Below are 20,270 nucleotides of genomic sequence, written 5' to 3'. Positions count from 1 at the left end.
CAGCGTTAATGTCACTCGAATTAATAATCAGGGACAACCTTAACAGAGTGTCCCTGGCCTTAACACCCCCAAATGCCCACAAGGGTTGTAAAGGATTATTGGCAGCCCGCCTGATGGTGATAGCCTCGCCACCACACCACCAGATTTAGTAGGGCCATAATGGCGCCCGCGATGCAGACCCCGTTCCAGCCGGCGTGCTGATAGGCGCTGGCTGAAATCAACGACCCCGCCGCCCCCCCAATAAAGTAGCTGGTCATATAACCGGCGGTCAGACGATTACGGGCTTCCGGCATCATGCGATAAATCACGGCCTGGTTGGTGATATGAACGCCCTGCACCGTGAGATCCAACAGCAGAATGCCGATAATCAGCGCGATAACCGAGAACTGCCCCAGCGCCGTGGCGATCCACGACAGCAGCAGCAGCGCCAGGCCAATCGTCGTGGTGAGATGCGCCTTGCCCTTGTCAACGAAACCGCCCGCAGGACGCGCGCCTAACGCCCCCGCAGCGCCAGCCAGCCCGAACAGGCCGATAACGCCTTCGGAGAAGTTAAACGGCGGCGAGGCCAGTAAAAACGCCATTGAGGTCCACAGAATGCTGAAGTTTGCAAAGGTCAGGCAGCCCAGCAGAGCGCGGGTGCGCAGCAGGCTGTTTTTAATAAAGAGACTGAAGACGGAGCCAAGAAGCTGCGGATAATTGAGATGGCTCTCCTGTTTCACCGTGGGCAGGCCGCGCCACAGAGCCAGCGCCATCAGCACCATCAGTACGCTCGCAACCCAGTAAACGGTGCGCCAGCCGCCAACGTCTGCCAGCAGGCCAGCCACGGTACGCGCCAGCAGAATTCCGAGCAAAAGGCCGCTCATAATGGTGCCGACGACTTTCCCGCGTTTTTCCGGCTCGGCAAGGTGTGCGGCCAGCGGCACCAGAATCTGCGCCACGACGGAGAACAGGCCGGTTAATGCGGTGCCGAGGATCATCATTCCCAAAGTCTGGCTGGCGGCGGTGATCAGCATGCCGCCCGCGGCCAGCAAGGTCATAAAGACGATTAGCCCGCGGCGCTCAAACATATCGCCAAGCGGGACCAGCAGCAGCAATCCTGCCGCATAGCCGAGCTGCGCGGCGGTAACGATAAAGCCGGCCTGATTGATGGAAAGGGAGAAAGCGTGCGCGATGGTATCAAGCAGGGGCTGCGCGTAGTAGTTACTGGCAACCGCAAGCCCGGTCGCCACAGACATCAGAACAATCAGCGTGGAGCTCAGTCCATGTGCGGAATTTTTCATTGTTATCTTCTGCAAGTGATGGGGATGCGGGAATAATAACGAAAATATATCAGGGCAGGAGTCGGATTGTGCGGCGGGGGAGTCGATAAGGGAAAATAGTGGATGACGCTCCGCTTACCCGCCCTACGCAGACCGTAGGACGGGTAAACAAGGCGCCACCCGCCGGGACGTTATTTCGCGGCCAGAGCTTCTTTTACCCAGCCGTCGAACTGCGCCTGGTGAGCTTTGATCCAGCCGTCAACGTGACCCTGAATGTCGGCTTCGGAAGCGTGACCGTTATGCATCATCGCGTTCTCGGCGTTGATATCCGCCAGCGGCAGCTTCATCAGGCTGAACAGTTTGGCGGCCTGCGGGTTTTTCTGCGCCCAGGCTTTATTCGCCACGATGTGCATGGTGTTCACCGGGAAGCCGTAGTTGGCGCCGTTTGGCAGCTTAGTGTCGATATCTTTCTGCTCGCCCGGCATGGACGAGAACGGCACCTGCAGCCACACCACATCTTTACCCGGCACCATCACATCGCTTACCCAGTACGGCGTCCAGGTATAGTACAGGATTGGTTTACCTTCTTTATGACGGGTAATGGTATCGGCGATCATCGCGGAGTAGTTGCCCTGGTTATGCACCACGGTTTTGCTCAGACCATAGGCGTCAATCTGGTGATTGATAACCGCTTCGCAGCCCCAGCCTGGGGTACAACCGGTCAGGTCCGCTTTGCCGTCGCCGTTGGTATCAAACAGCCTGGCGATTTTTGGATCTTTTAATTGCTCGATGTTGGTGATTTTGTACTGCTCGGCGGTTTTTTTATCGATGAGATAGCCCTGAGCTGCGCCCTGAACGTAAGTGCCTTCACGATAGAACTTCTTGTCGCCGCCTGCTGCTTTATACATATCGTCGTGCAGCGGCTTCCAGTTGGTAGCTACGAAGGTGATGTCGCCTGCGGCCATGGAGGTATAGGCGACGTTGTAATCAACTTCGCTTGGTTTGGCGACCGTATAGCCCAGTTTTTCAAGGCCGCGGCTGACTATTAACGTCTGAAATGTCTCTTCTGAAATGGTGCTTTGCGCCGGCTGAACGGTAATGCCTTTACCCGGCAGATCGGCCGCGAAGGCGCTGGTGGTAACGAGTGTGGCAAGGGCCGTGGCTAAAATAGCTGTGTGTCGCATCGTTATTCCTTTTGGGTCGTAGGACGGGTAGCTGGGCCACCCGCCGGAGAGTATTGAGAAGGTGAATGGCGCTAGCGCTTGTCCACCTTAATGAAGGGACGGGTCAGCAGACCCAGCGGGCCGGTGGTGTACCAGCGGCGGTTGCCACGGCTGCGTGAATCGCGGCCAATGGACTGTGTCAGGCGGTCGAGAATAATGGCGAGGATAACAATCCCCACGCCGCCGACGGTGGCAAGGCCCATATCAAGACGGCCAATGCCTCGCAGTACCATCTGACCAAGCCCACCTACGGCGATCATTGACGCAATAACGACCATGGAGAGGGCGAGCATCAACGTCTGGTTTACACCTGCCATAATGGTTGGCATGGCCAGCGGTAACTGTACTTTAAATAACATCTGACGCGGGCTGGCGCCGAACGAACGGGCGGCCTCGACCAGATCTTCCGGCACCTGTTTAATGCCGAGAATAGTCAGACGCACGATAGGCGGCAGGGCGAAGATAATGGTCACCACCACGCCCGGCACGTTACCGATACCAAACAGCATGACAATCGGCACCAGATAAACGAACGCTGGCGTGGTCTGCATCGCATCGAGTAGCGGGCGGATAATCTTCGCGGCACGTTCGCTTCTTGCCAGCCAGATGCCGAGCGGCAGCCCGATTATCATACAGAAGAGCAGCGCCGTCAGTACCAGCGCCAGCGTAACCATCGCCTGCGACCAGGCGCCGATTGCGCCAATCGCCACCAGGGAAACCAGCGTCGCGATGCCCATGCCGAGGCTCGACATCTGCCAGGCAATCAGCGCAAACACGATGATGGCTACCGGCGCGGGCATCCCCAGCAACAGCTGCTGGAAGCCGCTCAGGATGTAATCCACCGGCACGCGAATGCCCTGGAACAGCGGACGGAAATGGGTCACTATCCAGTCGATACCGTGCGTTACCCAGCTGTCGAGCGGGATCAGCGTTTTATGGAACGGATCGAGAATATTAAAATGTTCAGGCTGCGGCGCAGGAGCGGAAGTTAGCCAGTCGGCGCCGCCGCCCGCGTCTGGCGTTGTGGTGGCCTGGCTGCCCCACGCATCTGCACTTGATGCTGCCTGACTGGTCGTCGTATCGGCAGCCACGCTGCCGGTATCCCACGGATTTGATGAATCACTCATTGGTTACCCCCTCACGGTCTAATGCCTGCAGCAGCACCCCTTTTGAGATGATGCCCACGTACTGATTTTCTTCACCCACAACCGGTACCGCGCACGGTGCCTGGCCTACATGGGTGAGCAGATCGCTCAGTGACGTATCGGCGGAGACCGCCGCCGGGGACTCCAGGAACGCGCTGTCTAAGCCCTGACCTTCGGCCAGCGCGGCTTTCAGTGAATCGGTTGAGACGATGCCGAGGAACTTCTGCCCGCGCTCAATGACATAGCCATATTCGCGGTCATCATCCTGCAGCAGTTTCAGCGCGGAACGCGGACCAAAGCCGGGAGTTTTGCGCAACAGGCCGGCCGGGCTGCGGCGGGCGATATCTTTTGCGCTAAAGACCTGGCTGATATCCACGCCGCGGAAGAAGGTGCGCACGTAGTCATTCGCCGGATTATTAAGGATCTCATCCGGGGTGCCGACCTGCACCACTTCGCCGCCCTGCATAATGGCAATTCTGTCGCCGATACGCATCGCTTCATCCAGGTCGTGAGAAATAAACACGATGGTGCGCTGATGTTTAGCCTGTAATTTAACTAATTCGTCCTGCATTTCCGTACGAATTAATGGATCGAGGGCCGAGAACGCTTCATCCATCAATAATATATCTGGATTAATAGCCAGCGCGCGGGCTAAACCAACGCGCTGACGCATCCCGCCGGAGAGTTCATCGGGATAAGCATGGGCATAATTTTCCAGCCCAACCTGACGCAGGGCATCAAGCGCTTTTTCCTGACGTTCAGCCACCGGCATGCCAGCTAATTCCATACCAAACGCCGTGTTATCCAACACGTTCATATGAGGCATCAAAGCAAAGGACTGGAAGACCATGGAGATCTTATTTTTGCGCACCTCACGGAGCTCGACGTCTGATATTTTGGCGATGTCCACGCCGTCAATCAGCACCTGTCCGCGGGTTGGTTCAATCAGGCGATTGAGAAGGCGAACCATGGTGGATTTACCGGAACCGGATAACCCCATGATGACGAAGATCTCGCCTTCTTCAATGGCCAGACTGGCGTCTTTCACGCCAAGCGACAGCCCTGTTTTTTCTAATATCTCAGCTTTTGATAAACCTTTTTCTATATATTTGAATGCGCGTTGCGGATGCTCACCAAATACTTTATATAAATTCTTTACTTCTAATTTAATTGCCATGCAATAAAGTTAATCCCATATTTAATTTATATATACACAATTCCTGATGGAAATAATCACCTGCATATACCCTAACATACTCAGAATCTGAGACAAGCCTCAATTGCCGATATAACAAATATCCGCATGGCGCTCGCGGCTGAAATTTCCCGTGATACCGGGGGCTGCGAGCAAATCCGAGGAAAGCGATATTTTTTGTCAGCAGAGGATGATTCTGTGCCAATAGCCTGATATTCAGACAGAATGAGTATTCATATATTGAGGTGCGGCGAAATGAATAAGTTAGCGGGTGGATAAGCATGCGGCGGTATCCACCCTGGCGTAAATTTATAAATCAGAAATCCCAGTCTTCATCCTGTGTTTCCACCGCTTTACCCATTACATACGACGAGCCCGAGCCTGAGAAAAAGTCGTGGTTTTCATCGGCATTTGGCGAAAGCGCGGCCAGAATCGCCGGATTAACCGCCGCCATTTCCGCCGGGAAAAGCACGTTGTAGCCGAGGTTCATCAGCGCCTTGTTGGCGTTATAGCTCAGGAAAGCTTTCACCTCCTCAACCCAGCCCACGCCGCCGTACAGCGCTTCGCTGTAGGCCACCTCGTTATCGTAGAGATCCATCAGCAAATCCAACGCGAAGTTTTGCAACTCGCTTTGCCGCTGCGGACTCTGTTGCGCCAGCGCCTGCTGAAATTTATAGCCGATGTAATAACCGTGCACCGCTTCATCCCGAATAATCAGGCGAATCAGGTCGGCGGTGTTGGTTAATTTGCCGCGGCTTGACCAGTACATCGGCAAATAAAAGCCTGAATAGAAAAGAAAGGATTCCAGGAACACGCTGGCAATTTTTTTCTTTAGCGGGTCGTCGGCATGATAATGGGCGAGGATAATCTGCGCCTTACGCTGCAGCGGCTCGTTTTCTTCGCTCCAGGCATAGGCCGCGTCCACGTCTTTGCTCTGGCACAGCGTCGAGAAAATCGAGCTGTAAGAGCGGGCGTGCACCGCTTCCATAAAGCTGATATTCGACATGACGGCTTCTTCGTGCGGCGTGACGGCATCCGCCATCAGCGCCGGGGCGCCACTATTATTCTGGATGGTATCCAGCAGCGTCAGCCCGGTGAACACGCGGATAGTAAGCTGCTGCTCGTCGTGCGCAAGCGACTGCCACGCGGGAATATCGTTAGAGAGCGGCACCTTCTCCGGTAGCCAGAAATTACTGGTCAGCCGGTTCCAGACCTCCAGGTCCTTTTCATCCTCGATTTTATTCCAGTTGATGGCGCTGATGCGGGTTAACCGTGTCATATATTCTCCTTATAAAGCGCAGGACACGCAGCCCTGCACCTCAGTTCCTTCCAGCGCCATCTGTCGCAGGCGGATGTAGTAAAGGGTTTTGATGCCTTTCTTCCAGGCATAAATCTGCGCTTTATTGATGTCGCGCGTGGTGGCGGTATCGCGGAAAAACAGCGTCAGCGAGAGACCCTGATCCACATGGCGCGTGGCTTCGGCATAGGTATCGATAATTTTTTCCGGGCCGATGTCGTAGGCGTCCTGGTAAAACTCCAGGTTGTCGTTGGTCATAAACGGTGCGGGATAATAAACGCGCCCGGTTTTGCCTTCTTTGCGGATCTCAATGCGCGAGACGATAGGGTGAATGCTCGACGTGGCGTGGTTGATATAGGAGATCGAGCCGGTCGGCGGGATCGCCTGCAGGTTCTGGTTGTACAGGCCGTGCTCCATCACGTCGTCACGCAGCTGCCGCCACTGTTCGCGTGTCGGAATAGGTATGCCCGCTCTGGCAAACAGTTCGCGCACTTTCGCGGTTTTTGGCTGCCAGCTTTCCTGCACGTACTGATTAAAATATTCGCCGCTGGCATAGCGTGAATTTTCAAACCCAGCGAAACGCTGTTTACGTTCCCGCGCCAGCAAATTCGAGGCGCGCACCGCATGCCAGGTGACGGTGTAGAAATAGATATTGGTGAAATCCAGCCCTTCCGGCGAGCCGTAGGCAATTCCCTCGCGCGCCAGATAACCGTGCAGATTCATCTGCCCAAGCCCAATGGCGTGCGAGGCCGCATTCCCCGCTGCAATGGAAGGCACCGAGCGGATATGGCTCATATCGGCAACCGCCGTTAGCCCGCGAATCGCGGTTTCCACGGTGCGGCCGAAATCCGGTGAATCCATAGTATGGGCAATGTTCAGCGAGCCGAGATTACAGGAGATATCTTTGCCAACCTGCGCATAGTCAAGGTTCTCGTCGTAGGTCGAGGCGCTGTTAACCTGCAAAATTTCCGAACACAGGTTGCTCATATTAATACGCCCGGCGATCGGACTGGCGCGGTTTACCGTATCCTCAAACATGATGTACGGATAGCCGGACTCAAACTGGATCTCCGCCAGGCGCTGGAAGAAATCCCGGGCGCTGATAAAGGTTTTACGGATGCGCTCGTCCGCCGCCATCTCTGCATAAAGCTCGCTGACGGCGATATCGCCGAACGGCCTGCCGTAAATGCGTTCCACGTCGTAAGGCGAGAAGAGCGCCATCGGCTGATTATCTTTCGCCAGCTGGAAAGTGATATCCGGGATGACCACCCCAAGCGAAAGCGTTTTAATGCGGATCTTCTCGTCGGCGTTTTCTCTTTTGGTATCAAGGAAGCGGAGGATATCCGGATGATGGGCATGCAGATAAACGGCCCCGGCTCCCTGACGCGCGCCAAGCTGATTGGCGTAGGAGAACGCATCTTCCAGCATTTTCATAATGGGGATTACGCCGGATGACTGGTTTTCGATGCGCTTGATAGGCGCGCCCGCTTCGCGCAGGTTTGAGAGCAGGAAAGCCACGCCGCCGCCGCGTTTGGAAAGCTGCAGCGCAGAGTTCACCGCACGGCCAATCGACTCCATGTTATCTTCAATGCGCAGCAGGAAGCAGGAAACCAGCTCGCCGCGCTGCCGTTTTCCGCAGTTCAGAAAAGTCGGTGTGGCGGGCTGGAAACGGCCGCTGAGCATCTCTTCCACCAGACGATACGCCAGCTTCTCGTCGCCCTGCGCCAGGGTCAGCGCCACCATGGTTACGCGATCTTCGAAATGTTCGAGATACTCTTTGCCGTCGTAAGATTTCAGCGTGTAGCTGGTGTAAAACTTCCATGCTCCGAGGAAGGTTTTGAAGCGAAAGCCGCTGTTATGCGCTTTCTCAAATAAAGCAACGACGAAGCCACGATCGTAACGCGTGAGCACGCCTTCATCGTAATAACCTTCCGCCACCAGCCAGCTAAGGCGCGCATGCTGGCTGGCAAACCGCCGCGTGCGGGGCAGCACGTGCTGCTCGTGAAATTTTTCCACCGCCAGCTGGTCTTTTTCAAACTGGATGCGGCCTGCGGAATCGTAAAGATTCAGCATGGCGTTTAGCGCGTGATAGTCCGCGCCCTCTGTCGTCGTTACGCGGATTGCTTCTGTCGTTGCCAAAATTCGTTCACTCCCTTACGCACGTTCGCAATGTCTTGTTCGGTGCCGAGCAGTTCAAAACGGTAGAGATACGGCACCTGGCATTTTTGGGCGATGATGTCGCCCGCCCGGCAAAACCCTTCCCCGAAGTTACGATTGCCGCTGGCGATCACGCCGCGCAGCAGCGCCCGGTTGGCGGGGTTGTTTAAAAATCGAATCACCTGGGCGGGCACCGCGCCCGCTATACCGCCGCCGCCGTAGCTCGGTACGATCAAAATATAGGGTTCCGTCACTTCCAGCCGCTGTTTAACTTCCAGCGGTATGCGCAGGGCGGGTAACCCAAGGCGTTCAACAAAACGCAGGGTGTTTTCCGACGAGCTTGAGAAGTAGACGAGATTACTCATGCTCTGGCTCGGGCGCGCAACTGGTTAATCATGTCCGGGCGAAAGCCGCTCCAGCTTTCCTGTTCTGTCACTACAACCGGCAGTTGGCGGTATCCCAGCGCGCGCAAATTGTCCGCGGCTTCGGGATGTAAATCGAGATTGATCAGTTCGAAAGTAAAGCCACGGCTTTCGATAGCGCGCTTAGTGGCGTGGCACTGAACACAGTCGTTACGAGTGTATATAGTAATGCGCATGATTCTTATTCTCTCTTTGGGTGAGAATATGAATACTAGATGTGGGATATAAAATTATCAACCACACAAGATATAGTATTTTTAGATAAGCACTGCACGAATGAATAGCGTGACGGCGGGGAAGCAGTCTGGCGGGGCCGAGCGGCGGGCGGCGCATGGCTTACCCGCCACAATTAAAGTTGCATACGGTGGGCTGGATGGACGGTGCTTGCGCCATCCACCAAAAAATTACATGCGCATACCGATCGCCAGACGGTTAAATGCGTTCATCAGGCTGACGGTAAACGCCAGATCGCTTATCTCCTGCGCGGTAAAGAACTGCAGTAGCGGTTCGTACACGGCATCTTCTGCGCCGCCCTCGGTAATTAAGGTTACCGCTTCGGCCCAGGCCAGGGCTGCGCGCTCTTTATCGCTGAAGTGCTGGCTTACTTTCCAGCCTGCCAGCGCGTCCAGCTTAGCCTGGTCCATGCCCTCTTTGCGTAATGCTCTGGCGTGCATCTCCAGGCAATAAGCACAGCCGTTAATTTGCGACACGCGCAGGAAAATCAGCTCAATCAGCGTGGAGCCCAGCGGGCTGGCTTCCAGGCCTTTCAGCGCCTGGACCATAGGTTTGTATACCGCCGGGGAAAGATCATAGTAGGGCTGACGTAGTGCGATCATGCTGTGCTCCTCATATTGGTGAAGGGGCAATTTAGCACTATGATGGACTGCTAAAGAGAGCCATAAATTAAGTAAAAAAGCAGACCATGACGACCAGGCCCGTATCACTGACAGTAAAGGCTCACCATGCTATCCCGCGTTATCAGCAGATTGCCCGCCAGCTCAAACAGGCCATCAGCGACGGCGAACTGCTGCCCGGCAGCCGTCTGCCGTCAAGCCGGACGATGGCGCATGAACTGGGCGTGGCGCGGGCAACGGTTGAAAACGCCTATGGCGAGCTGGTAGCGCAGGGCTGGCTTGAGAGGCGCGGGCAGGCGGGGACGTTTGTCAGCCCCTCGGTAACCGCCGCCGTCCATAATCAACATGTCTCAGGCAGCCAGCCGCAGGGCGCGCCGCTGCCGTTTCAAATGGGGCTGCCGGCGCTGGATGCTTTTCCGCGAGCGCTTTGGGCACGCTTAATGGGACGGCGGCTACGCCTGCAAACGCCTTATGATTTAATGCTGCCGCAGAATAACGGTGAATCATCGCTTAAGCAGGCCATTGCCGATTACCTGCGTTTCTCGCGCAGCATTGAATGTCAGCCGGAGCAGATATTTATCACCGCCGGTTTTCAGGCTGCGATGCGCCTGGTGGTACGCACGTTGGCGACGCCCGGCGATGGCATCTGGCTGGAAGACCCCGGGTATCGCTATATTCGGCCGGTCTTTGCCGATGCGGGTATGGCGCTTCATCCGGTGCCGGTAGACGATAAAGGAATGCAGATTGACTACGCTCTGGAGCATTATCCGCAGGCGCTTTTTGCCCTGCTCACTCCCGCGCATCAAAGCCCGCTTGGCGTGGCGCTCTCGCTTGCCCGGCGTCATCAGCTGCTGGAGTGGGCTGCCGCCCAGCAAAGCTGGGTGATTGAAGACGATTACGACAGCGAGTTTCGCTACCACGGCAAACCGCTGCCGCCGATCAAAAGTCTGGACGGGCCGGAGCGCGTGATCTACGCCGGGACATTCAGCAAATCGATGTTTCCCGCGCTACGCGTCGCCTGGCTGGTGGTGCCGCAGCAGCAGGTTGAGGCTTTCAGCCAGCAGGCCAGAGTCCTGCCGTGTACGGTGCCGAAGCTTATCCAGCAGACCCTCGCTGATTTCCTGCAGGAAGGTCATTTCTGGCGCCACCTGAAAAAGATGCGCCAGTGCTACAGCGAACGCCGCGTATGGCTGGAGACGGCGCTACGCAGCGAAGGGTTTGACGTGGTGCCGCAGGCAGGGGGCATTCAACTGGTGATGCGCGTAAAGGGTGACGATCGTGCTCTGGTCGCCCGCGCCCGTGCGTCTGGCCTTGCCGTTCAGGCGCTTAGCGACTGGCGGATCGCGTCAAAAGGTGAGGGAAGGATACTCATGTGCTTTACGAACGTGGCCTCGCAGCAGCTGGCTCAGCGCTTTGCAATACGGTTACGGCAGGCCATAACGTAAAAACCCCGGAAGCAGGGCTACCGGGGTCAAACGCGTATTTAGTATCAACTATCGTTATCCGTTTTAGTCTGCAGACAAGTCTTAGCGGCGTGAAGTCAGGAGTGCGCCAAGGAAAAGGCCGACGGCTGCGCTGATGCCAACGCTGTGCCACGGCTTGTCGCGAACGTAAGTGTCCGCGCAGCTCACCATGTCGCAGGCAGCTTGTTTTACGCGGCCTCGTCCCTGAATGCGGGCCCGAGTCTCTTTCAGAAGAGATTCAGCTTTTTTACGCGCCGCTTCGCCTTCCTCTTTAACATCGCTACCGAAAGACTTCAGAACCTCTTCCAGCGTATCCGCCAGCTGGTTCACGTCATGGTTAATATCATCAACGCCTTCATTTACTTCGTTTCGATTTGGTCGATTAAGCATGTGTTTCTCCCTATGTGCGATGTGACTTTGAGTGTAGACCATAATCTTTAGTAATGAGGCAGGTCACGCTCTTTCACCGTCTTTATGGACTAATCTGAAAGCCCTGCTAATGCTGGTTAATGTATCTTGCAGTGGCTAAAAAGATGACGAGGAAAAATTATGTATTTAAGACCTGACGAGGTGGCCCGCGTACTTGAAAAAGCCGGTTTTACCGTGGATGAAGTGACCCCTAAAGCCTATGGCTATCGCCGTGGCGAAAACTACGTTTATGTCAACCGTGAAGCGCGTATGGGGCGTACGGCATTGGTTATTCATCCGACGCTGAAAGAACGCAGCCAGTCGCTGGCCGAGCCCGCGTCGGAGGTTAAAACCTGCGATCACTACCAGCAGTTTCCGCTTTATCTTGCCGGGGAAACGCACCAGCATTACGGCATCCCGCACGGCTTTAGCTCGCGCATCGCGCTGGAGCGTTATTTATCGGGGTTATTCGGCGAGCGCTAATCTTCAGGGCTGGCGCTGCGCCAGTCACGCCGCTTACGCCCGGGCTTTCGCGTTCCGGTAGCCGCTAAGACGAAACAGGCGGCGGCAGTAGTCCAGAAAATAGCCGTAAGCTGCGCCCATCATCATCGATACCACAATATTTGAGCTCACGGCGGCGATAATCTGATGCCAGTCGGCTCCGACCACCAGCAGGATCGCCGCATAGACCGGCGACTGAAAGCTGACATAAGCCAGCACGTCCGCCAGGTTTTTCGCCCAGTTTGCCTTGCTGTAGCGCCTGGCGAAGCGCATGAGGGCGTCGCGATAGAGGCCATATGGCCATGCGATAAGCATGTTTACCGGGATGGCGACAAGGCGCGATGACAGCGACTGGTCAAAACTCATACCGGAGAGAAAAATCTCAATCATCATGTTTACTACCGAGCAATAAACCACCATCGCAAAAGTATCCGCTGCAGCGTGGCGCAGGCGCGACTCAGGAGAAAACATTATTCTGACTCCGGGAAAACATTAGCGATAAACACCAGTGTTCGGCGTTGTTGCTAGTGATAAGGGTTGTGATATTTATTCTGAGTAGATTATAGCGCTGCGTAAAATTGAGCAATTAGCGTAAAATTTTTATTTATCGGCTTTTTATCAATAAAATCTGCTAAAAGTCAGTTATCCGCCGCGGTTTCCTGATTTTGTCGCCTGTTTGTACTTTTTCGCTTTTATATCAGCTGATTAGTTCAATCTCCTTTTTTATGCTTTCCGACTTCTGAATCATGGTTATATTATTATTTATATAACGATAGTTCAGACGAGGGCAAACGGATGGAAAACCATTTTGGCAAAGGATTGATGGCGGGACTCAACGCGCGTGAAGTCAAAAGTGTCGCCACGGTGACAAGGTTTTGTCCCGACTATAAACGGGGCTTCGTATTGGGATTTACCCATCGCCTTGCTGAGCAAACCGGCGATCGCCAGCGCGCCGCCTGGAAAGCGGGCGTGCTGACGCGCCGTTACCAGCTTGATAAAGAAGCAGTGATGGACTTTTTTAAAGAAGTTAACGCTGAGGCGGCTGTGAAATGTTTTTTAGCGGGCTATGAGAAAGGCTATTGATTAGCGCCTTATATACCGCTATGCCCGGTTAGTAAGAACTGGCGGCGACAAGAAAAAGCATGTTTTATTGGTTTCAGACGGGCGACAAGGCCCGTCCGAACGGTTAGCAGACGCCAAAATCACCATCTTCTTCATACAGCGTTATTTCTGACGTCTTTAACGTGACCTTTTCGCCGCTGAGAATATTGGCCGGTGTACAAATCACCTCATCCCCCTGAATGTCCAGTATCTCAAGCTTAGGCCCGCCTTTTTTAGGTTGAACAAGATCGCCTACTTTAAACATATCTAGCCTCTTAAAAGTCAGGTAGTAAACTGCCAGTCAGCACGGCTGACAGCCGGTACCTTTAACCATATATCAGACTGAGCAGGGGATAAAGCAGCCCCGCATAACGTTCAGGGCATTATTGGTATAGGGTAAGAGAAAGGAGGTAGTATGTTTAATCCCAATGAGTTACAGACGCTTTATTCCAGTACGAGCGAGAAGACCCTTGCGAAATGGGCGATGCATCCCGAGCGCGGGCAAATAATGCAACAGGCGTTCTACAACCAGCATAAGCTTGCTATCACCAGCGGCATTAAGCCTCCGCTCACCGAGCCGTTACACGACTTATTATGTGAGATAAGCGAACTCGCCCGGCACGATCCGCTGGCCGATACCATGCCTTTAGCCGGGCTGCATTTTACCTTTTTTGCTATTACCATGCCGGTTTATCAGCGCTCCGATCTTGCCGGCATCGATCCCTGGCTTTTAGCTACCTTCGCCAGGCTGACAAAAAATCATCGGGTGACCATCAGCAACCTGCGGCTGGTGGCGCTGCCTAATCAACTGCTGCTTGCCGGAACGCCGGATGCGAAAAGCCATGCGGCAAAAGAGGCGTTTGCCCGGCAACTGCTTGATTCTCCCTGGCGTGATAAACTGCGCGAGCGGCATGGCGATATTCCTTTGCCGCCGCCTTTCTGGCACAGCACGATCCTGCGTTACCAGGCTGACTTTCTTCCCGCCCGCTTCAGGGCGTATTTCATGGCGCATCAGGCAGACAGCTATGGCGATGTGTCTTCCGCTCTCCGGCTTGCCTTCACCAACTATAACTGGACGGAAATTTACGACTGCTAGCGACGGTTCCACGGCATGACGGCTAACAGGCGAGCCATGCCGCAAAATCCGCTGATACCCGCAAACAGCAGGCCCGCGCCTACAAAACCGGCAAGCAAAAAGAAGGCGGGATGTACGGCATATCCCAGAACGACACCGGCCAGCACCAGCGTACCCGCCGCTATTTGCACCTGTCGCATCAGCGGCAACGGCTGTGATTTATCGGCAAGGATTTCCTGCCCCTCTTTTTTCCACGCGTTCAGCCCGCCTTCCAGCAGCAGGACTTTTGCCGGGGCGACGGCATCTGCCAGTTTCCGGGCGTTTTGCGACGAACGCGTGCCCGACTGACAATAAAAAATCACCGTATCGTACGGTTCGAACGGGCCAAGGCGGTCGCCATGTTCAATCGCTGAAAGCGACAGGAGATGCGCCTCAGGGATATTCTCGCGCGCGTATTCGTCCTGCTCGCGGATATCAATCAGCGCCGCGCCTTGTGCAAGCAACGCTCTGGCTTCGGCAGGGGAGATGTTGTGGATAGTCATGATGTTCCTTGAGAGCGTCAGGTCATTTTGAGCAGGCAAAGGCGTAGTCAGGATAGCTTATCAACCAGCTTGCGGCTCCGTTCAGTCATTTTCATGCCTTCGCTTTTGTTAAGCTCAGGCGGGCTTGTAATCAGCGGATCGATCACGCACAGCTGCGCCAGATTCTCAATCACTTTTTGGCGTTACCGCACCAGAGTATCCTCACAAAAAAATCTTGCAAGATCATCACCGTCTCTGACCTGAAAGGCAACAATTCCCGCCGTAATCGCGCTCATTTGTCGCTAAATTAACCACACATAATGTATGAGTTAGTTCACATTTATTTGCAAAAGAATAAAATATTCCTTTTAAAATAAAATTGGATCATTAATTATTCCATGCGGCGCCAGACCACTCTATAATTTATTCGCTAAGGGAATGATGATAATGAAAACAAAGATTTGTACTATTTCTCTCCTTGCCATGATGGCAAGTTTTACTACACAAGCTGCTGAAATTTATAAAGATAAAGATGGTTCTACCGTAGAACTGTATGGCCGTTTAGGGTTTAACATCTCTGATAAAAAAACCGGCGATGCCCAGGGCGACTTTGATGGCCGCTTCGGGCTGAGCGGGCGACAGGTGGTGAATGACACCGTGTCGGTTATCGGTCTTGCCCAGTATCAGGTCAACTCTGCTGAGTATGCCAACAACGTGGAAGGTGAAAACGACAGCCTGACCGCGCGCTATGTCTGGGCGGGTCTGGATATGTCCGAATACGGTAAAATTACCGGCGGGCGCGTCTCCTCCGGGCTGATTATGTTCACCGATATTGGCGATGTGTTCGCCAGCTCGGACGTTTCAACCGGCCGTCAGGCAAGGCACATTGACCCGACCGCCGTACAGGTATTCCGCCAGGACGGCACCGTGCAGTACCAGAATACGTTCGGTAACGTTGATTTTTCTACCGCGTATATCATCGGTAATAACACCTCCGATCTGGATTACGGCTACAACGCCGCGATGCGTTACACGCTGGATATGGGGGATGCCGGGAAGCTGGCTCCGGTTGTCGCTTTCCAGAAAACCCGTGCGAAGCAGAGCGATAACAGCCGCACCAATGGTGCAGACACCTATACCTACGGTGGCGTGGGGACGCGCTATTACCTCGACTCACTGATGCTTGGTTTGCTTTACTCGCAGGACATGGTGACCTACACCAACGGCTATGCGGACAGCAAAGATAAAAACTGGGAGTTCACCGCCGTTTATAACATTAACAGCGACTGGGCGGTACGAGCCGGTTATCGCCATCTCAATAATGAAGGCGGCGATGAGCTGAAACTGCGTGATACCACCTTCGAGGCGCAGTATAAGCTGACTCCGCGTAGCTCGATTTACACGGCTTATATTTTGCGTAACGGGCATGACGGCAAAAACGTGATGACCGGCCGCAGCGTTTCGTTTGGCGGAAGTTCTGCTTCAGAGAACTTCTGGCACACCGGGCTTCGCTACGAATTCTGATAATGCAGGCTGGCCGGAGCAGGGGAACTGTTCCGGCCGCAAAAGGAGTATCCGATGTTCAGAACGATGATAACTCTGCTGTTGCTTACGTTTTCCGGCCTCAGCGTGGCCGCTACGCTAAAAATGGGGGAAAATGTGAATGTCCTGGCGGCACGCGATGCGCAGATCAATCCTCTGGCGAAGGCAATAACGCTTGGGGCCGGCGAGCAGGCGATGATTGTGCGCTTCGATGCGCCGACCAATCCCGGTTCTGCAAACGAAAGCCAGGGCCGTATTACCTCCAATGCCTGGCTGCTGACCTTTGATGCGCCGCTCACCGGAGAGATTATCCTCACCACCGCGACGCCGCGTACGGAACATGAAACGCGTAAGGCCGCTCAAAATCCGCATTTTGCGCTCAGAAACGTTGACGGCCCGGCAATTGTATTAAAAAGCCGGCCTCTGACGCTGCCGCAAAGCACTTTAACGACGGATTACAGTCAGTATTTACCGGGCGCTTCGGTTCCTTCACAGGCCGGCGTTGCTGCACCGAACGGGCATGGCGCCTCCTTAAGCCAGGTCCAGAATGAATTTTTGAAATTAGATGCGACCCAGCGCAAGGCTTTTTTGCGCTGGGCGCTGGAACTGTAATGTTGCCAACCGGCATTAATGAATAGCGAGACAATGATGAAAATCGATTTAACTGCCCTGACCACCGAAGGCCGTAATACTCAAAGCGAAAATATCGACATGCTCTCTACCGAAGAGATGCTGCGAGTCATTAATAAAGAGGACCAGAAGGTAGCTCTGGCGGTTGAGAAGGTGATTCCGGCTATTACTCAGGCTGTCGATGCCATCGTTGCTGCTTTTCAGAAGGGCGGACGCTTAATTTACTGCGGCGCCGGCACCTCCGGTCGCCTGGGTATTCTTGATGCCAGTGAATGCCCGCCAACCTACGGTACGCCGCGTGAGCAGGTGGTTGCGCTGATTGCAGGAGGCCATCAGGCCATTTTACAGGCGGTGGAAAACGCAGAAGACAGTATGGAGATGGGCGTTGAGGATCTGAAAAACCTCCAGTTCAGCGCCAGTGATGTGCTGGTCGGGATTGCCGCCAGCGGCCGCACGCCTTACGTCGTGGCCGCGTTGAACTATGCCAACAGCCTGGGCGCGACCACCGTTGCGCTGACCTGTAACGCGGGCAGTGAAATCACGCAAATCGCCAGGATCGCCATCATGCCGGTGGTTGGGGCGGAAGTGGTGACGGGCTCTTCGCGCATGAAAGCGGGCACGGCGCAAAAGCTGGTGCTGAACATGCTGACCACCGGGGCGATGATCCGCAGCGGGAAAGTTTACGGCAACCTGATGGTGGACGTAGAAGCGACCAACCAGAAACTCGTTCAGCGCCAGATCAACATCGTTATGCAGGCCACGGATTGCGACCAGAAGACGGCGTCGCAGGCGCTGGCCGCCTGCGATGGCCATTGCAAAACCGCCATCCTCATGGTGCTGGGCAAGCTGACCGCAGCGCAGGCAAAACAACTTTTAAATGATAACAACGGCTTTATTCGCCAGGCTTTAGCCAATACGGAGATCTAGCAATGGCTAAGATTACGGAACAATTAATTGCCACCATTCTGCAGCTGGTGGGCAATAAAAGTAATATCCAGACCTGCGGGCACTGTATGACCCGCCTGCGTCTTACGCTCAATAACGACCAGTTAATTGAGCACGCCAAACTCAAGGCGCTGCCCGGCGTGCTGGGCGTTATTAACAGCGACGATCAGCTGCAGATTATCCTCGGGCCGGGCAAGGCGCAAACCGCCGCTGAAATGATGAATGCCATGCTGGCGGGCGGCGCGGATTCCGCCGCTGCACAACCGGACGTGGGATCGGTTGCCAGCGATACCAAACAGAAGATGAAGGCGAAGCAGACCAGCGTGGTGCATCAGTTCCTTGCTAAATTTGCCACCATCTTTACGCCGCTGATCCCGGGCTTTATCGCCGCCGGGATGCTGCTGGGCTTTGCTACCTTAATTGAACAAGGCCTGCTGGCGGAAGCCGCGGAAAAAAATGCCACCATCGTGCATATCGTTGGTTACATGAAGATTTTCGGCAAAGGCCTGTTCACTTTCCTGCCTATCCTGATTGGTTATAACGCGCAGAAAGCCTTTGGCGGCTCGGGCGTAAACGGCGCCATTATCGCCTCTTTGTTCCTGCTGGGTTACAACCCGGAAGCGACGGTGGGGTACTTCTCCGGCATCGATAACTTCTTCGGTATGGGCATCGACCCGCGCGGCAACATTATCGGCGTGCTGATTGCGTCTATTCTGGGCGCGTGGATTGAGCGCCAGATCCGTAAAGTTGTTCCGGATAACCTGGATATGATCGTCACCTCGCTGCTGACGCTGCTGATCACCGGTGCGCTGACCTTTACGCTGATTATGCCTTTTGGCGGCGAACTGTTTAAAGGCATGTCGTGGCTGTTCCTGCACCTGAACGGCAACCCGTTTGGCTGCGCTATCCTTGCGGGCCTGTTCCTGATTGCGGTGGTCTTCGGCGTGCACCAGGGCTTTATCCCGGTCTATTTTGCGCTGATGGACGTGCAGGGTTTCAACTCGCTGTTCCCGATTCTGGCCATGGCCGGCGGCGGGCAGGTTGGTGCGGCGCTTGCGCTTTACTTCCGCTCGGCTAAGCACTCCATGACCCGTAATCAGGTGAAAGGGGCGATCATTCCGGGCCTGCTGGGCGTTGGCGAGCCGTTGATTTACGCCGTCACGCTGCCTCGCGTGAAGCCTTTTGTAACCGCCTGCCTTGGCGGCGCCTGCGGCGGCTTCTTTATCGGGCTGGTGGCATGGCTCGGCCTGCCGATTGGCCTGAACACCGTGTTCGGTCCGTCCGGCCTGGTATCGCTGCCGCTGATGACCTCCGCACAGGGTATCTATGCCGGGATGGGGATTTACGCGGTGGGCGTGCTTATCTCTTACACCTGCGGTTTCATCATCACCTGGTTCTTTGGCCATAAAGACGTTGATCTGACTTAAGAACGAGGGCAGGCGGCTTCCCCCTCACTCATTTGCCGCCTGCTCTTTTTTTGCTTTATTTTTCCTCATTCAGTTCCCCAATAATGCATGTCTGGCGGAAATTACTTCGATAAATTCAGCAATTGGTTTCTTTTTCCGGGGGCCGTTCCATTGCCAGCGCGCTCGCGCTGGCAGGATCAAAGAGCGAAAGGCTCTCAATCTGATCCAGCATAATCACCTTGCGAAAAGCCATGGCGCTTTTGGGCTCTGAATCCAGGGTGATGTCATGATCGGCATACCATTTACTGTAATTATGCTCAATGCGCAGATTCATCTTCTCCCCGTCGCGATAGCCGCTCAGCATCGGGATCAGCACCACGTTTGCCGTCTTTTCGTATTCGAGGGTCGCGGTGTGTATCATTCCAATGTAAATTCGCCTCGACTTAAGCGTCACCAGCGCCAGCTCGCCTTCTTCCATACACTGATAGAGCAGCTGTTCGATGCCGCTTGAGCGCGCAAGGCTCTTATAGAGCGTTTTCCTGCCGTTGCCGTCGAGCCGCGCGCTGCCGGCCCAGTTAGAGCGGTACAGGCAGAAAAACACGGCGAAGGCCAGCATGATGACAACGGGGGCCTGGATGCCAAGAAAGCTCCAGTTCATGAACACCATTTGCCAGTCGGCGTATTTACCCGGCATGAGGTGCAAGGCGTTGATGGCGGCAGAAAGCGCAAGCAAAAGCAGCCAGATCAAGCCGGTGGCGATAACGCCCTGCAGCACGAAGATGCAGCCATAAAGGGCGACGAGAAAATAGACATCCCAGCCGAAGGAGCGCTTAATTTTAAAACGCGTGGACAGGTCGCGACTGGTGTACCAGTAGCCGCATACCATCAGCACCATAAAAATAGCCGTTCCCATATCAGGCTCTCTTCAGAGCGTTAACATGACGCAGAAAGTCTTGTCGTACCTCTTTGCTTCTAAAATTTACCGATGCGTTGCCGTCCTGATCGATAATAATGCGATCTCCGTCCTCAACGGCTTCAACAACATCCTGATGGCTCATTACCTGCAAAAGCAGTTCGGGACTGGAAAAAATCGACATAAGAAAACGGCGCATATAAATAGATCCTT

General features: G+C 54.6%; 24 protein-coding genes. 8 read left to right on the top strand and 16 right to left on the bottom strand.

Annotated elements, in window-relative coordinates; all coding sequences use genetic code 11:
- Positions 1 to 95: 95 nt before the first annotated feature.
- From WLO31_RS15820 to WLO31_RS15780, 9 genes are all read right to left on the bottom strand, one after another.
- A complete protein-coding gene (locus tag WLO31_RS15820) occupies positions 96 to 1,280 on the bottom strand; it encodes an MFS transporter (RefSeq protein ID WP_435927587.1) in 1,185 nt (394 codons plus the stop codon).
- Between the two features lie 170 nt (positions 1,281 to 1,450).
- Positions 1,451 to 2,443 (bottom strand): glycine betaine/L-proline ABC transporter substrate-binding protein ProX, encoded by a 993-nt coding sequence (gene proX / locus WLO31_RS15815; protein WP_435927586.1) that lies wholly within the window; start codon positions 2,441 to 2,443, stop codon positions 1,451 to 1,453.
- Between the two features lie 71 nt (positions 2,444 to 2,514).
- Complete coding sequence (gene proW / locus WLO31_RS15810; RefSeq protein ID WP_435927585.1) at positions 2,515 to 3,609, bottom strand: glycine betaine/L-proline ABC transporter permease ProW; 1,095 nt, start codon at positions 3,607 to 3,609, stop codon at positions 2,515 to 2,517.
- A complete protein-coding gene (proV, locus tag WLO31_RS15805; RefSeq protein WP_435927583.1) occupies positions 3,602 to 4,804 on the bottom strand; it encodes a glycine betaine/L-proline ABC transporter ATP-binding protein ProV in 1,203 nt (400 codons plus the stop codon). Before proV ends, proW begins: the two co-directional genes overlap by 8 nt.
- Before the next feature lie 334 nt (positions 4,805 to 5,138).
- The gene (gene nrdF, locus WLO31_RS15800) at positions 5,139 to 6,101 is read right to left on the bottom strand and encodes a class 1b ribonucleoside-diphosphate reductase subunit beta (protein ID WP_435927582.1); all 963 of its coding nucleotides are present in this window, start codon (positions 6,099 to 6,101) and stop codon (positions 5,139 to 5,141) included.
- A 9-nt stretch (positions 6,102 to 6,110) separates the two neighbouring features.
- On the bottom strand, positions 6,111 to 8,258 hold the full coding sequence (gene nrdE / locus WLO31_RS15795; protein ID WP_435927581.1) for a class 1b ribonucleoside-diphosphate reductase subunit alpha: 2,148 nt from the start codon (positions 8,256 to 8,258) through the stop codon (positions 6,111 to 6,113).
- Positions 8,231 to 8,641, bottom strand: a complete 411-nt coding sequence (gene nrdI, locus WLO31_RS15790; protein WP_435927580.1) for a class Ib ribonucleoside-diphosphate reductase assembly flavoprotein NrdI — start codon at positions 8,639 to 8,641, stop codon at positions 8,231 to 8,233. The genes nrdE and nrdI overlap by 28 nt, the downstream gene beginning before the upstream one ends.
- Positions 8,638 to 8,874 (bottom strand): glutaredoxin-like protein NrdH, encoded by a 237-nt coding sequence (gene nrdH / locus WLO31_RS15785; protein ID WP_435927578.1) that lies wholly within the window; start codon positions 8,872 to 8,874, stop codon positions 8,638 to 8,640. Before nrdH ends, nrdI begins: the two co-directional genes overlap by 4 nt.
- A 228-nt stretch (positions 8,875 to 9,102) precedes the next feature.
- Entirely contained in the window at positions 9,103 to 9,534 is a 432-nt protein-coding gene (locus tag WLO31_RS15780) for a carboxymuconolactone decarboxylase family protein (protein ID WP_435927576.1), read from the bottom strand.
- A 131-nt stretch (positions 9,535 to 9,665) separates the two neighbouring features.
- On the opposite strand from WLO31_RS15780, the gene WLO31_RS15775 reads away from it, so the two are divergent.
- Positions 9,666 to 10,997, top strand: a complete 1,332-nt coding sequence (locus WLO31_RS15775; RefSeq protein ID WP_435930635.1) for a PLP-dependent aminotransferase family protein — start codon at positions 9,666 to 9,668, stop codon at positions 10,995 to 10,997.
- An 81-nt stretch (positions 10,998 to 11,078) separates the two neighbouring features.
- Here WLO31_RS15775 and WLO31_RS15770 read toward each other — a convergent pair whose 3' ends face one another.
- Positions 11,079 to 11,405, bottom strand: a complete 327-nt coding sequence (locus WLO31_RS15770; protein WP_435927575.1) for a DUF883 family protein — start codon at positions 11,403 to 11,405, stop codon at positions 11,079 to 11,081.
- Positions 11,406 to 11,564: 159 nt separating this feature from the next.
- Here WLO31_RS15770 and WLO31_RS15765 point away from each other — a divergent pair, with 159 nt between their 5' ends.
- The gene (locus WLO31_RS15765) at positions 11,565 to 11,906 is read left to right on the top strand and encodes a DUF2002 family protein (RefSeq protein ID WP_435927573.1); all 342 of its coding nucleotides are present in this window, start codon (positions 11,565 to 11,567) and stop codon (positions 11,904 to 11,906) included.
- Between the two features lie 33 nt (positions 11,907 to 11,939).
- Here WLO31_RS15765 and alaE read toward each other — a convergent pair whose 3' ends face one another.
- Positions 11,940 to 12,395, bottom strand: a complete 456-nt coding sequence (gene alaE / locus WLO31_RS15760; protein WP_435927572.1) for an L-alanine exporter AlaE — start codon at positions 12,393 to 12,395, stop codon at positions 11,940 to 11,942.
- Between the two features lie 324 nt (positions 12,396 to 12,719).
- Here alaE and WLO31_RS15755 point away from each other — a divergent pair, with 324 nt between their 5' ends.
- Positions 12,720 to 13,007 carry a DUF2623 family protein gene (locus tag WLO31_RS15755; RefSeq protein ID WP_435927571.1) on the top strand — a complete coding sequence of 96 codons (288 nt, stop codon included), beginning with the start codon at positions 12,720 to 12,722 and terminating at the stop codon, positions 13,005 to 13,007.
- Between the two features lie 103 nt (positions 13,008 to 13,110).
- Here the strand turns inward: WLO31_RS15755 and WLO31_RS15750 are convergent, their stop codons facing one another.
- Positions 13,111 to 13,290, bottom strand: coding sequence for a hypothetical protein (locus WLO31_RS15750; RefSeq protein ID WP_435927570.1), 180 nt, complete (start codon positions 13,288 to 13,290; stop codon positions 13,111 to 13,113).
- A gap of 150 nt (positions 13,291 to 13,440) precedes the next feature.
- Between WLO31_RS15750 and WLO31_RS15745 the strand changes: the two genes are divergently transcribed.
- Positions 13,441 to 14,121: a hypothetical protein gene (locus WLO31_RS15745; RefSeq protein ID WP_435927569.1), complete on the top strand. Its 681-nt coding sequence runs from the start codon at positions 13,441 to 13,443 to the stop codon at positions 14,119 to 14,121.
- Here the strand turns inward: WLO31_RS15745 and WLO31_RS15740 are convergent.
- Positions 14,118 to 14,642 carry a rhodanese family protein gene (locus tag WLO31_RS15740; protein WP_435927567.1) on the bottom strand — a complete coding sequence of 175 codons (525 nt, stop codon included), beginning with the start codon at positions 14,640 to 14,642 and terminating at the stop codon, positions 14,118 to 14,120. The genes WLO31_RS15745 and WLO31_RS15740 overlap by 4 nt on opposite strands.
- 47 nt (positions 14,643 to 14,689) lie before the next feature.
- Positions 14,690 to 14,815: a hypothetical protein gene (locus tag WLO31_RS15735; protein WP_435927565.1), complete on the bottom strand. Its 126-nt coding sequence runs from the start codon at positions 14,813 to 14,815 to the stop codon at positions 14,690 to 14,692.
- A gap of 253 nt (positions 14,816 to 15,068) precedes the next feature.
- Here WLO31_RS15735 and WLO31_RS15730 point away from each other — a divergent pair, with 253 nt between their 5' ends.
- Genes WLO31_RS15730 through murP form a run of 4 tightly spaced genes read left to right on the top strand, consistent with a single transcriptional unit; the run spans position 15,069 to position 19,165 of the window.
- Positions 15,069 to 16,145 (top strand): porin, encoded by a 1,077-nt coding sequence (locus WLO31_RS15730; protein ID WP_435927563.1) that lies wholly within the window; start codon positions 15,069 to 15,071, stop codon positions 16,143 to 16,145.
- A gap of 54 nt (positions 16,146 to 16,199) precedes the next feature.
- Complete coding sequence (locus WLO31_RS15725) at positions 16,200 to 16,775, top strand: DUF2057 family protein (protein ID WP_435927561.1); 576 nt, start codon at positions 16,200 to 16,202, stop codon at positions 16,773 to 16,775.
- A 36-nt stretch (positions 16,776 to 16,811) separates the two neighbouring features.
- Complete coding sequence (gene murQ / locus WLO31_RS15720; RefSeq protein ID WP_435930634.1) at positions 16,812 to 17,720, top strand: N-acetylmuramic acid 6-phosphate etherase; 909 nt, start codon at positions 16,812 to 16,814, stop codon at positions 17,718 to 17,720.
- A 2-nt stretch (positions 17,721 to 17,722) separates the two neighbouring features.
- Positions 17,723 to 19,165, top strand: a complete 1,443-nt coding sequence (gene murP, locus WLO31_RS15715) for a PTS N-acetylmuramic acid transporter subunit IIBC (RefSeq protein WP_435927560.1) — start codon at positions 17,723 to 17,725, stop codon at positions 19,163 to 19,165.
- 115 nt (positions 19,166 to 19,280) lie between these two features.
- On the opposite strand, the gene WLO31_RS15710 is transcribed toward murP, so the two are convergent.
- Entirely contained in the window at positions 19,281 to 20,057 is a 777-nt protein-coding gene (locus tag WLO31_RS15710; RefSeq protein WP_435927558.1) for a hypothetical protein, read from the bottom strand.
- 1 nt (position 20,058) lies between these two features.
- The gene (locus tag WLO31_RS15705) at positions 20,059 to 20,256 is read right to left on the bottom strand and encodes a hypothetical protein (RefSeq protein WP_435927557.1); all 198 of its coding nucleotides are present in this window, start codon (positions 20,254 to 20,256) and stop codon (positions 20,059 to 20,061) included.
- Positions 20,257 to 20,270: the final 14 nt, after the last annotated feature.

Origin of the sequence: Dryocola sharpae, from assembly GCF_051307055.1 — a bacterium.
In the GTDB taxonomy this organism is placed as follows: domain Bacteria; phylum Pseudomonadota; class Gammaproteobacteria; order Enterobacterales; family Enterobacteriaceae; genus Dryocola.
Note: the sequence above shows the minus strand (reverse complement) of the source record. Positions and strands in the feature narration are given on the sequence as shown.